The 13,654-nt window shown below is 52.9% G+C and carries 9 protein-coding genes; 6 read left to right on the top strand and 3 right to left on the bottom strand.

Going from position 1 to position 13,654, the window contains the following annotated elements:
- The gene (locus DXU84_RS15405) at positions 1 to 204 is read left to right on the top strand and encodes a 2-hydroxymuconate tautomerase family protein (protein WP_013573463.1); all 204 of its coding nucleotides are present in this window, start codon (positions 1 to 3) and stop codon (positions 202 to 204) included.
- Positions 205 to 397: 193 nt separating this feature from the next.
- A complete protein-coding gene (locus tag DXU84_RS15410) occupies positions 398 to 1,336 on the top strand; it encodes a sugar kinase (RefSeq protein ID WP_131638490.1) in 939 nt (312 codons plus the stop codon).
- A gap of 172 nt (positions 1,337 to 1,508) precedes the next feature.
- Here DXU84_RS15410 and DXU84_RS15415 read toward each other — a convergent pair whose 3' ends face one another.
- The 3 genes from DXU84_RS15415 to hmsP all read right to left on the bottom strand — a co-directional run bounded on the left by DXU84_RS15415 (position 1,509) and on the right by hmsP (position 6,852).
- Positions 1,509 to 3,023: a pitrilysin family protein gene (locus DXU84_RS15415; protein WP_153376170.1), complete on the bottom strand. Its 1,515-nt coding sequence runs from the start codon at positions 3,021 to 3,023 to the stop codon at positions 1,509 to 1,511.
- 326 nt (positions 3,024 to 3,349) lie between these two features.
- Entirely contained in the window at positions 3,350 to 4,633 is a 1,284-nt protein-coding gene (locus DXU84_RS15420; protein WP_013573460.1) for a dicarboxylate/amino acid:cation symporter, read from the bottom strand.
- Between the two features lie 236 nt (positions 4,634 to 4,869).
- Entirely contained in the window at positions 4,870 to 6,852 is a 1,983-nt protein-coding gene (hmsP, locus tag DXU84_RS15425) for a biofilm formation regulator HmsP (RefSeq protein WP_119261076.1), read from the bottom strand.
- A 559-nt stretch (positions 6,853 to 7,411) separates the two neighbouring features.
- Here hmsP and DXU84_RS15430 point away from each other — a divergent pair.
- From DXU84_RS15430 to bcsB, 4 genes are read left to right on the top strand one after another with little or no spacing between them, the layout of a single operon-like run.
- A complete protein-coding gene (locus DXU84_RS15430; RefSeq protein WP_013573458.1) occupies positions 7,412 to 8,182 on the top strand; it encodes a hypothetical protein in 771 nt (256 codons plus the stop codon).
- Positions 8,173 to 8,976, top strand: a complete 804-nt coding sequence (gene bcsQ / locus DXU84_RS15435; RefSeq protein ID WP_013573457.1) for a cellulose biosynthesis protein BcsQ — start codon at positions 8,173 to 8,175, stop codon at positions 8,974 to 8,976. The genes DXU84_RS15430 and bcsQ overlap by 10 nt, the downstream gene beginning before the upstream one ends.
- Before the next feature lie 30 nt (positions 8,977 to 9,006).
- A complete protein-coding gene (bcsA, locus tag DXU84_RS15440) occupies positions 9,007 to 11,106 on the top strand; it encodes a UDP-forming cellulose synthase catalytic subunit (RefSeq protein WP_013573456.1) in 2,100 nt (699 codons plus the stop codon).
- Positions 11,103 to 13,592, top strand: coding sequence for a cellulose biosynthesis cyclic di-GMP-binding regulatory protein BcsB (gene bcsB, locus DXU84_RS15445; protein WP_112151975.1), 2,490 nt, complete (start codon positions 11,103 to 11,105; stop codon positions 13,590 to 13,592). The genes bcsA and bcsB overlap by 4 nt, the downstream gene beginning before the upstream one ends.
- Positions 13,593 to 13,654: the final 62 nt, after the last annotated feature.

Below are 13,654 nucleotides of genomic sequence, written 5' to 3' on the forward strand. Positions count from 1 at the left end.
ATGCCTTACGTTAATATCAAAATCACCCGCGAAGGCGCGACAGCTGAACAGAAGAAAGCGCTGATCGCCGGGGTGACACAATTACTGGTGGACACGCTGGGCAAAAATCCGGCGACGACCGTGGTCGTCATTGACGAGGTCGACACCGATAACTGGGGAGTGGGTGGCCGTCCGGTGACCGAACTGCGTCAGGAAAATAAGTAACTGCCTCAGGTGGAAGTGCTGACGCTTCCACTTTTCCCCTCGTTTTTTCTTCGTTTTTTTGCCTGCTGCCTACAAAAATAAAACCTTGTTTTAATTTATTTGACTGACCGCATTCTTATGAAGAGACTAGAGCGCAATAATGACGGTCTTTTCTTTCCTTTCGTTTTAATGCTTCAGACATAGGCCAGGTACCATGACCAGCAAAAACATTGCCGTTATCGGCGAATGCATGATCGAATTATCTCAGAAAGGCGATGCGCTCCACCGCGGTTTTGGTGGCGACACGCTGAACACGTCTGTTTATATCTCCCGCCAGGTTTCCCCTGATGCGCTGAACGTGCATTACGTCACCGCGCTCGGCAATGACAGTTTCAGCAATGAAATGTTGCAGGCCTGGCAGCAGGAAGGGGTTCACACGGATCTGACCCAGCGCCTTGAAAACAAGTTACCCGGTTTGTATGTGATTGAAACGGACAGCACCGGCGAGCGCACCTTCTATTACTGGCGCAATGATGCTGCCGCGCGCTACTGGCTCGACAGTCCGCAATCCGAAGAGATTTGCCGGAAACTGGCAGAATTTGATTATCTGTATCTGAGCGGTATCAGTCTGGCGATCCTCAGCGACGCAAGCCGTGACCGTCTGATGACCTTGCTGAAAGCCTGCCGTTCACGCGGTGGCAAAGTGATTTTCGATAACAATTACCGTCCGCGGCTGTGGGCCAGCAAAGAACAGACGCAGGCCGCGTATAACGCCATCCTTTCCTGCACCGACATCGCCTTTCTGACCCTCGATGACGAAGATATGTTGTGGGGCCAGAAGCCGTACGACGACGTGATTGCGCGCACCCATGCGCTGGGCGTCAGCGAAGTGGTCGTCAAACGCGGAGCCGACAGTTGCATCGTCTCCAGCGCTGAAGGCGAGTTGCATGATGTCCCTGCGGTGAAATTGCCGAAAGAGAAAGTCATTGATACGACGGCAGCAGGAGATTCCTTCAGCGCCGGTTATCTGGCGGTGAGGCTCACCGGTGGCAGCGCGGTGGAAGCCGCAGTGCGTGGACATGAAACAGCGAGTACGGTTATCCAGCATCGCGGTGCGATCATTCCGATGGAGTTTATGCCGGGGCGGGCATAAGGGGAGTTTTTCTTTACTCCTCCCCCTGCGAAGGGGGAGGCTGGGAGGGGGTTTTAATGACTAACTCTTTGCTAAAGCACACTTAAACTTTTTGATTTAGACCTTAATACCCCACCCCAACCCTCCCCTTCGCAGGGGAGGGAGCCGACCGAATTCTTACTCAACGATCTACTTATTGCGCAGTCGTCGCCGATGCCGCCGGCACATCCCCCGCAGGGGCATCAACCACAGGCGCGGTTTCCACCGGTGCCATTATCTTGTCATAAACCGCCCGCAGCTCTGCGGCATTCACCTCAGGTTCCCCTTTTGGCTGCGCCACTAATAACGCAGGAGCGCGGGAAAGCTGTTGCTTCAGTTCCTGATTCAGCACCGGCAGGGTCAGCGTGGAAAGGAACTGCTGACGCAATTGCTGATACTGTTCTGGGGCGATATCTACCACACCGTTTTGCTGGGAACGCAAACGCTGGCTCATCAGCACATCGGTATCGGTACGGGCGTAAGTCGCGAACAGTTTGCTCAGCTGATCGTTTTTCTGCGCAATCAGTGCGTCAAATTCAGCCAGAGAAATGCCTTTATCGCGAACAGCCAGGAGTTCTTCTGACAAACGTTTAAACAACTCCGTCAGCTTAGCCTGCGGTGCTTCAATGCGGATTGCACACTGCGCGCGCTGATATTGCACATTACAGTCGAAACCCAGCCCCGGGCCAGGTGCCGGGGTGTCTTTTTTGGTTTCAAACGCACTTTTCAGTTGTTGCTGCAAATGCCAGAACAACGCTTCGCGGGCTAGATCACTGCGCCAGTATGCGGCAAGTGCCTGTGAATCCTGAATGGGCTGCCAGGCGTTATCCCACATTAATGAGACACGATCCTGAGTCAGATTTTCATCCATGACGGTCATGGATTTTGTCGTCACTTCAGACAGCGTGGGCAACGTCTGCGGCGTCTGGCGGCTGCCTTTGAGTGACGAGAACGTGCGATTGATTTGTTCACTCAGGCCACGACTGTCGACATTACCGACGACAAATAACGTCATCGCATCAGGCGTATACCACTGATGATAAAATTTGATTAATGCCTCGATATTGACAGGTTTGGTCGGTAAATGGTTTGGATTGTGACCAACCAGCGTCGAACCGGCCATCCGCGCACGCCACCAGGCATCCTGCGTATTTTGAGGCAGAGAACCTACCGGATCCTGAGATTCCTGACGGGCTGCACTCACCAGCGCCGGGGTGACAGACACTTTGCCCGCCGTATTTGCCAGCCAGTTCAGAGCATCTTTCAGAAGCTCAGGACGGTTATTGGGCAGGCTCAGGTTGTACATCGTGAAATCATAAGAACTGACCGCTGGCGGCAAGGGCCGCTGCGGATTGATACTTTGCTGCCACAGAGACTGGAGCTGAGCCGTGCTGAAGCCTTCGCTGTGCATCAGCGCAAGGCGGGGAAGGAAATGGGCATAGCCCGTTTGCTGGGCTGATTCCGCCAGCGAGCCGGTGCGAACCACCAGGCGTAATTCAATGCGATCGCTCGGGCGTTGCGGCGTGGTCAGCAACTGCCAGGTAAATCCATTGTCCAGTTTCCCCTGCTGCCAGGCCGGATCTGGTTGTAATGCTTCAGCTTGCACATGACTTGCGGCTGCTGCCAGCAGCAATCCACCAATGAGTAAACGGATTTTGGTGCCCTGCATGTGAACCCCTACGTAATGACAATCCAATTTTCAATATGCTGTCCTGCCGGTGTCGGTCGACTGGCCCACAGGAATTGAATGCGTAAGTTTAAGGACGGAAAATACAGCCCTTCGTTAGACCGCGCATTTTTCGCAATGTCACGCAGCCCGCAAAAATATTATGGGAACGAACGCCAGATGAGGCATTTGAGGGACATATTATGAAGATAATCCACCGGTTGCATCAAGTAACCGGTGGATATTAGGTGGGTTTGGGGCTAAATAAATGCGTTTTTAGAAACCTTTCTCAATATTTTCATCCATTCAGCCACCATTTTTCAGAAATTTCAGGCGGACTTTTCAGCTTCTGTCAGACCTTTCTGGCCGTTTAAGGTCGCTTTTAACTGCCCTTCGTCCAGCTGATCACACCATTTTGCGACCACGATGGTGGCGACGCCGTTACCCACCAGATTGGTCAGCGCACGCGCTTCGGACATGAAACGGTCAATGCCCAGAATCAGTGCCAGTCCTGCAACCGGTAAATGGCCCACAGCAGACAACGTTGCCGCCAGCACGATGAATCCGCTGCCCGTTACGCCTGCCGCCCCTTTTGAAGACAACAGCAGCACCACAATCAGGGTGATCTGATGCCAGATATCCATATGGGTATTGGTCGCCTGCGCGATGAAGACTGCTGCCATCGTCAGATAAATCGAGGTGCCGTCCAGATTGAAGGAATAGCCGGTCGGAATGACCAGCCCGACCACCGATTTCTTACAACCCAGACGCTCCATTTTATCCAGCATGCGCGGCAGCGCTGATTCAGAAGATGACGTGCCCAGCACGATCAGCAGCTCTTCTTTAATGTAATTCACAAACTTGAAGATGCTGAAACCGGTGAAGCGCGCGATAAGCCCGAGCACCACCACCACGAACAAAATACAGGTCAGGTAGAAGCACAGGATCAGTTGTCCCAGTTGCACCAGCGAACCGACGCCGTATTTGCCGATGGTAAACGCCATGGCCCCAAATGCGCCAATCGGTGCGAGGCGCATGATCATATTGATGATGCCGAAAATGACCTGAGAGAAGCTTTCGATCACATTGAAAATCAGCTGGCCTTTGTGGCCCAGACGGTGCAACGCAAAGCCAAACAACACAGCAAATAGCAGCACCTGAAGAATGTTCCCGCTGGCGAATGCCCCAATCACGCTGGAGGGGATCACGTCCAGAAGGAACGGAATGATGCCCTGGCTTTGCGCCTGCTCGGCGTAAACCGCTACCGCTTTGGCATCCAGCGCGGCAGGATCCACGTTCATCCCGGCTCCCGGCTGTACAATATTGACGATCACCAGCCCGATGATCAGCGCCAGTGTACTGACAATTTCAAAGTACAGCAGCGCAATCGCACCGGTGCGGCCGACCGCTTTCATGCTTTCCATACCCGCAATACCGGTGACGACAGTACAGAAGATCACCGGCGCGATGATCATCTTGATTAATTTAACAAAACCATCACCAAGTGGTTTCATTTGAGCGCCAATCTCAGGGTAGAAATGCCCCAGAAGAACACCGACGGTAATAGCCAAAAGCACCTGAAAATACAGGCTTCTGAAGAGTGATTTTTTCATGAATACCCATCCTGAAGTGATTGCGCCGACTTCTATTTTTTGTAAGGTCAAAGGTAATGAGTGGCAGCAGGTAAATAACACAAGCACAACATGATGGAAATATTTCGTTTCCCTCCGCAATCACGAGTCATGAAAAACCGGAGCGGAAAGGATTCAGCAGGAAGTAATGTAAGTAAAAAAAGCGTCAGAAGGGGGAAATGCCGGACAAGAAGAGGTTTTCCTGTCCGTGGTACAGGTCAGGAAGGCTGGCAGAATTTCCGTTCGAAGTCAGTTTTGGAAAGCGGCGCGGAAAATAAATAGCCTTGTCCCAGCTGAATATTTTCCTTAAGCAGCCACTGACGTTGTTCCTCAGTTTCAACGCCTTCGGCCACCAGCTGAATATTCATGGCGCGACCAATCGAGGCCACAATATTCACCATCACTTCATCCTGCGGCAGCACGCTGACGAAGCTGCGGTCAATTTTGATGACATCAATAGGCAATGTGCGCAGCCGGTTGAGGTATTCCAGCCCGGAGTAACCCAGACCAAAATCATCAAGCTCGATGGAAACACCCACGGCGCGAAGTTCGCTGAGCAACAGCAGCGCGCGATCGAGATCATCAATGCGGGCCGTTTCCGTGATTTCCAGCACCAGTTGTCCCGGATTAATTTTGTAACGGCTCAGCAGGCTGCGCAGTTCCGGCAGGAAGTTACGCTGCTGTACCTGCGCGCCGGAGAGATTGACTGACAGCGGCAGGGGAATGCCTCGTTGCTGCCAGTCCGCCAGGATCTGACAGCCCAGCTCAAGAATTTTGTAACCCAGCTGACTCATGACGCCGATTTCTTCGGCCAGCACAATAAAATCGCTTTCCAGGCCGTAACTTCCATCGGCCATTTTACGACGCAGCAGGGCTTCCGCCCCGACCACCGTGTCGGTTGCCATATTCACCTGCGGCTGGATAAACAGCGTGAAATCATTCTGTTCCATCGCATGCAGGATTTCGTTTTCCTGCAGTAAGCGTTTCTGAATTTTTTCGGTCAGTTCCGGCTCGAAGAACAGGATTTGGTTTTTCCCCTGCTGATAGGCCGAGACTCTGGCCGCACGACCATTCACCATCAGTTGCTGCGCACTCACCGGGAATTCGCCGGTGTATTGCACGATGCCGATGCTGCCGGTCGGATGCAGAGACATATTGCCAGCATGACTTTCCTGCGGCGCATTGATGCGCTCCATGATTTGCCGCGCCAGACGCATCGCCATAAAGGGCCGCGGAATATCCGCCGCCAGCAGAGCAAATTCGTTATAACTCAGGCGCGCCAGCAGGCAGTTCTCAGGCAACACATTCATGATGGAAGAGATCAGCGGGCAATCCACATGGCCGTCATCGCGCAGGCTTTCAATGCCGATTAACAGCAGGTGGAAACTTTTTTGCGGTTCAGCGCAATGCAGGCGGTGTTCCAGATGCTGCATAAACTGTTCTTCATTATTCAGCATGGTTTGAGAAGGCAGCAGTCCTTCACGGGCAGTGCATTGCGGCTTCTCCCGCTGTTGCTGATTGCGGTTGTAGCTGCGCACCAGCATGCCGATCTCATCGTCTTCGTGGCGTTGCGGCAGGGTTAGCTGATGGCCTGGCACCTCGCTTTCCGGCAGGGATTCCAGATCGCTGGCAATCGCGCGAAGCGGTTTCACGATCAAACGGTTGATAACCCAGCTCACGGAAATGGTCAGGATCAGCGCCAGCAACAGATATGTCGTCAGCATGGTCGAGAGCGCGCTGATGATGAACTGATACATGCGGTAGGAATCAGCCTGAAGGACCAGATAAGCCAGGGGTTTGGGGGCTTTAGGGCTGGCAGCCGCAGAATAGAGAGGTACGGAGATCGTCACCGGCAGATTGAAACCGCGGGTCACCCATTGCGGCACCGGGCGGCCTGGTGGGAAATGCGTATGCAGTGCGGCGATCTGATTGGGTAACACGACGTCGGCACGGCTCAGAATGCCCACCGGTTGCAGCGTATTCAGAATGTCCTGCGTTTCTTCCAGATCAACATCCAGCACGGCTTGCGAGAGCGGAACCCGAACAGAATGCGCAATATTCTCAAGTTGCTGGGCGTAATCGTCCCTCCGTTGCTGTACAAAGTGGAACAGCTGGATGACGATAAAAATACAAATGGTGATGGCCGCAATGCTCGACACGGCCGCCATCTGTTTAATCGTTAATGAACGCCTGACCCGCAACTTAATTCTCCATCAACCACCGACATGATTTTCCGCGCCCATCCGGGCATAAACGGTACTTGTGCGCAGTATACCTTATAACGTGTTATTTCGAGGTTAAAGACGAAGTTTTGGCTATAAAAAACAACATGTTTGCCGGTACACACCTACAATGAATATTCTTTATGTTGTTCAACTTAGAGAAAACATACATTACTCAGGTTAATCGAATAATTCACAGCATAAGAACATCCTGAGCCCGGCGCACCTGATGAATATTATGTGCTATTCATCACATAAAAAACCAAACATTATACTAATTTAACAAAAACGCATCGCAAAACAACATCAAAAACCTTTTGCGCCAGCCAGTTATGCCCGTGTTGTTTTTTATGCGGGTTAATCCTATTTTTTGTAAAAACTGCTCTATGCTGTAAAAGAACTGATATATTAAGACGAGTCCTATTCCCACATAAAACTTTAAAAATATTCATCTTTTTACACTCTTTGTTAACGGCCAATCACAGTCGTTTTGACGTCCAGAAAACACCGAAATATATAATCCTATCGGGCGGGATTTATGAATAAATATGATGACATTAAACGTTTTATGGATAAGACGAAGTTGGAAAATCTTGATTATAAAGAGCTTAATGAAAAATCAACGGGAGAATCCATAACAGGTTCAATGAATCAGTGGACGTTGATTAAACAAGTCTCAGCCAGCGAAGAGCCTGCCGGTCCACTTGATAACGGCCGTACCACGCAGCCAACGCCACAATCCATTTCTGCGGACGAGTTTTCGCTTTCTGCTTCTCAGTCTGTCAATGAGCAGCAGAAACCGCATGCTTCTGCCGCACAGCCTGTTATGCACACACCAGCCACGCCGATGTCTTCGGAGGTTACTCCTCCGCCAGCCGGTTTTGGTCTGCTTGATGCCCTGCGCGAAACGCTGCCGTCCGCACCCGTTCAGCCAGCCCCCGTGTCCGTGCAGCCCGCGCAACATCAGCCTGTTCACACAGCACCGACATTGCACGCCCAGTCAGTCATTCCTGACAGCGGCTCAGGTTTACTCGATTCATTGCGTAAAGCAATGCCCGAAGCGCCTTCAAAGCCTGCACCTGCGCCGGTTCAGACGCCTCAGCCAGAACAACACCCCGCCGCGCCGGTTTACCACCAGCCGCCGGTACAAAATCCAGCGCCAGTGGTGCCCGCATCCCCGGCGTCTGCTGAGGTTAACCAGCGCTTTAAACAAATGTTTAAACAGCGAGCGCCGCAGCCTGCCAGCGCTTATTTACATCGCGACACACCGCTTCAACCCCTGTTAGAGATGATTGCCTCATGCCGTTAGTTTGCGTTTGTTCACCGAAAGGTGGGGTAGGAAAAACCACGGTGGCCTCCAACCTGGCCTATTCGCTTGCCCGCAGTGGCAGTAAAGTGCTGGTCATCGATTTTGATGTGCAGAACGCCCTTCGCCTTCATTTCGGTGTGCCTATTGCCGATACCCGCGGTTTTGTCGCCGGTTCGGGTAATGAATCCGACTGGAGCCAGTTCATCCTGAAAGCGGGTTCCAATACGTTTGTCTTACCTTATGGCGAAGTGACGGAAGATCAGCGGCTGGAATTCGAACATCAGCTTGCCAGCGATCCGCATTTTTTACAGCGCGGATTAAATACCGTCCTGAATTATCCGGGATTAATTATTATCGCGGATTTCCCTCCCGGCCCGAGTCCGGCATTAAAAGCCGTTCAGGCCATTGCTGATTTACATGTGGTGGTAATGCTGGCCGACACCGCATCATTATCTTTATTACCCTTAATGGAAAAAAACAAATTAATTGGCACCCCTTTGAATAACAAGTTGGGTGAATATTATGTTGTTAACCAAAGTGACACCCGCCGGACATTAAGCCGCGACGTCACCCAATTTTTCGAACAGCGTTTAAATGAAAGATTATTAGGCACAATCCACAGGGATGAATGTGTGCCAGAGGCCAATGCCTCGCAGCGCTCTATTATTGATTTCAGTCCGGTATCGGCTTCGGCATTTGATATTGAACTGATCAGCAAAAAAGTCGCCGCCATTTTAGGGATTAAAGTCGGTGATGGTGAATTACACGCCGCGCCTAAATCTGGCAGTTATTAGCTATCACTGTTAACAGCGACCCCAAAAGCGATGAATAAATTCCTGTTTTCTCTTCTTGTACTTCTGCTGCTGCCGGTGGCAGCAGTCATCATCATTACCCCGATGGACAGCCAGAAGCAGTACATTTTTGGCCTGATCAGCATCGGTCTGTTATTCCTGCTTGGCATCAGTAAAAGCCGACGGATTAGCGTGGTGATGGTCATCATGTCCGTCATGATGTCGACGCGTTATATTTACTGGCGCGCGACGGAAACGCTGCATTTTAATTCAACAATAGAAGCTATTTTAGGGATCGGCTTATTCCTTGCCGAACTGTATGTCTGGCTAATTTTGTTGCTGGGTTATCTGCAAACCACCTGGCCATTAAAACGCACCATCGAACCTTTGCCGGATGACACCACGCTGTGGCCAACCGTCGATGTGTATATTCCGTCTTATAACGAAAGTCTCGACGTAGTACGTGACACCGTGCTGGCGGCGCAGTGCATCGATTATCCGAAAGACAAAATCAAAATTTATGTTCTGGATGACGGTAAACGGGACGAATTTGCGGTGTTCTCCGCTGACGCCGGCGTGGGATATATCACCCGTAACGACAACTCCCATGCCAAAGCCGGCAACCTGAACCATGCAATGAAACTCACCAAAGGCGAGCTGATTTGCGTATTCGACTGTGACCACGTGGCCACCCGCGCGTTCCTGCAGGCGACGGTCGGCAGCTTCCTGAAAGACCCGCGTCTGGCGCTGATCCAGACACCGCACTACTTCTATTCACCTGACCCGTTTGAACGTAACTTGTCTGCGGGCCGCACCATGCCCAACGAAGGTGCCCTGTTCTACGGCCCGGTTCAGCAAGGTAACGACAACTGGAATGCGACGTTCTTCTGCGGCTCCTGTGCGGTTATCCGCCGTGTGGCCCTGGAAGAAGTGGGGGGTTTTGCGGTTGAAACGGTTACCGAAGATGCACACTCCGCGCTGAAAATGCAGCGTCGTGGCTGGAATACCGCGTTTCTGGATATCCCGCTGGCCGCCGGTCTGGCGACCGAACGTCTGGGTCTGCACGTCATTCAGCGTACCCGCTGGGCGCGCGGCATGACGCAAATTTTTCGGGTGGATAATCCGCTGCTCGGCCGCGGTCTGAAATGGCAGCAACGCCTGTGCTACCTGAACGCCATGCTGCACTTCCAGTTTGGTCTGCCGCGTGTGGTGTTCCTGACCGCACCGCTGGCGTTCCTGCTGTTCAACCTGAACATTATTTCCTCGTCCGCCAGCCTGATTTTTGCTTACGCGCTGCCGCACCTGGTGATGTCGCTGTACATCAACTCCCGCATGAACGGGCGTTTCCGCTACACCTTCTGGGGTGAGATTTACGAGACCGTGATGGCCTTCCACCTGATCCTGCCCACGCTGGTGACGATGTTCGCACCAAAACGCGGCAAGTTTAACGTGACGGATAAAGGCGGTTTGCTGGACGTCGGTTTCTTCGACTTCAACATCGTCAAACCTCACCTGATTGTCGCCATCCTGATGATTATCGGCATCGGTTACGGCATCGTGCGCGCCATCTTCCACAATTACTTTGCCATCGACCCAAACGTTATTGCGCTGAATATCGCGTGGGGCAGTTTCAGTGTGCTGATTTTGCTGGCAGCGATTGCAGTAGCGAAAGAAACCCGTCAGGTGCGTAAAACTATCCGTATCGATGTGGCCATCCCGGCGATTATTCATTACGCCAATGGTATTTCACTGCGCACCACTACTATCGATATGTCGATGGGCGGCGTGCAGCTGGTGACGCCGGACGTGCGCTATCTGGATGAAGAAATTGAAGAAGTAGAAATTCAGTTGTCTTCCGGCGCGGAAAGTTTCCCGGTGACACAAATCAGCGGAGACAAAGAGCGGTTGCGTCTGCAATTTGAAAACCTGCCGTTATCGAAACGCCGCGAGCTGGTTCGCGTGGTCTTATGCCGTGCTGATGCCTGGATTGGCGAAGAATACCCGCCGGATAACCCGTTCAGATCGCTGGTAAGCATCATCCGTTGCGTGTTCGAGTTGTTCTATAACACGTGGAAGGAACGCCGTGCTAAAAATAAACCCGCTGACGCCACCAGCAAGAGTGAAGCAGCATGAACCGACCTTATAACCTCATGAGTAAGCGCCGTTTATTGGCTGCACGGGGCGCATCCCTGTTCAGAAAAATCACCACCGGTTTGTTGCTGACGTTCAGCAGTCTGCCGTTGTCACAGGCGGAAGACGCGCCGGCACCAGCCGTTGATCCGGCAACCAGCCTGCCAGCCGCGCCGTCATGGCTACCGCCGGTCATGCCGATGCCGGGTGAAACGGCGCCAGCCGGTGACACAACGCCAGCCCCGGCCGCAGATGCACCACAGACGGATACCACGCCGGTGAATAACAGCCCGGCGATGCCTGATGTAACTGCCGATCCTTCCGCTGCCCCTGCGCCGGTAATGCCGCTGGTTCAGCCGGTGACCAGCAACGTCACCGTTGCCGAAATGGGCCAGCCAAACGGGCTGACGCTCAGCGGCGGCCAGTTGCAGTCCGGTATCATTTTCACCCTGCCTGCCGATGAAGTGGTGACTAACGCGCACCTGTCGCTGGCACTGAAAATTTCTCCGGCGCTGATTGCCCGCGATACCACACTCGAACTGATGCTCAACGGCCAGCCGCTGGGTAACCTGCCGCTGAATCAGAGCAGCAACGGCGGCGATGTTTACGATCTCGATATTCCGGCAGCCATGGTGGTATCCAACAACAACCTGAGCTTCCGCGTGCATGACAGCAACACCATGACCTGCGAGAAAGATCAGTCGGATAAATATTGGGTCACTATTTTGCCCACCACCAGCATCGGGCTGGAAGGTCAGCAACTGAATATTGGCCGTAATCTGGGTAACTTCCCGCGTCCGTTCTTTGATGGCCTGCAGATGCAGGAGTCCAAAATCACCATGGGCTTCTCTGCTGCCATGAAACCGGGCGATATCAGCGCTGCGGCGATGGTCTCTTCTTATCTCGGCATGTTGTCCGATTATCGCAGCGTCGATTTCCCGGTCATCCTGAATGATTTGCCGGATCAGAATGGCATTCTGTTCGGCAAGCCGGGGGATAAAATCGGTTCACTGACGTTGCCGGCGAGCAACGGCGCATCGATTCAGATTATCGATAACCCGATCAATCCGGTTTACAAGCTGCTGCTGGTACTCGGTAATGACGATAACCAACTGCGTCAGGCTGCGTATCGCCTGATCAGTGGCGGGATGCCGAACAACACCGACCATCTGGATGTGGCCCAGCAAACCATTCCGTCCAGCAAACCGTATGACGCGCCGCGCTGGATTGACACCTCACGGCCGGTGACGCTGGGTGAACTGGCGGGTAAAGATCAAGATTCGCTGATTTCAAACGGCATTTATCACGACGGCATTCAGGTCGCCTTCCGCGCTGCGCCAGATCTGTTCATGTGGGACGGACACAATATTCCGGTGCGCATTGATTACCGTTTCCCCACCGAAAACTGGATTGATGAAGACAGTTCAAGACTCAACGTCTCCATCAACAGCAACTTCCTGCGCAGCCTGACCGTCAACAAAGTGGGTCTGGTGGAAAATATCTGGCGTCGCCTGGGCGGTGACAGCCGTCAGGAACGCTACACGCTGCAACTCGCGCCCTACCTGATTTACGGCGACAACCAGTTGCAATTCTATTTCGACATCAAGCCGAAAAAAGATGCGCCGTGCAGCATTCTGACCAGCGACAATATTAAGAGCCGTATCGATCCAAAATCTTTCATCGATCTGAGCGGAAGCTACCACTTCGCCCAGTTACCGAACCTGTCGTATTTCGTCGGCGCGTCTTATCCGTACTCCAAACTGGCTGATTTCTCCGACACCCTGATGCTGTTGCCGCAAACGCCGACGGCGGATGAAATCCACACCCTGCTGAACCTGGCCTCACGCGCCGGTAAAGCCACAGGCATGCCGGTGAATCATGTGCAGGTGGCCTTCGGCCTGAACGGTGATGAACAAAATAACCCGCTGTTTGACCGCGATATTCTGGCCGTCACCACGCTGGGCGACACGCCATTCAACCAGCAGTTACTTGCGGACTCTCCTTTCAGCATCAACGGTGGCTCAATGGGCGTAAAAACGCCGACCGAAATGCAGCGCGTTGTCGCCTGGCTGACCGGTGACTGGTACCGCCAGCCGGTCGATGCAGACCGTTATCTGTCCTCAACCGGCGCATGGCGTGGCTTCGTCAGCTACCGTTCGCGCTGGTCTGCCGACCATGTGGTCGTGCTGGCAACCGGTACAGACGATCAACAGTTGCTGAAAATCCATAACGATTTGAAATCACCCAAAATCAACGCCAACGTGCGCGGCGATCTGGCGATTATTACCGATGAAAATGGCATCCGCAGCTTCTCAGTGGGTCAGCAATTCCCGACCGGGCAAATGCCGTGGTACATGATGGTGCTCTGGTATGCCAGCAAACACATCGTGATCCTGTCGTTGATTGCGACCCTGCTTTCGCTGGTGGTTGGCCTGAGCCTGTTCGTTGTCCTGCGTCGTCACGCGGCCAAACGTCTGGGTCAGAAATGAAAAGCATCGGCTTTAAAACAAAAACAATGAAGATCGCCCCGATTTCGGGCGGCGACTCTCTG

Origin of the sequence: Rahnella sp. RcJ3, from assembly GCF_009498575.1 — a bacterium.
In the GTDB taxonomy this organism is placed as follows: domain Bacteria; phylum Pseudomonadota; class Gammaproteobacteria; order Enterobacterales; family Enterobacteriaceae; genus Rahnella; species Rahnella aceris.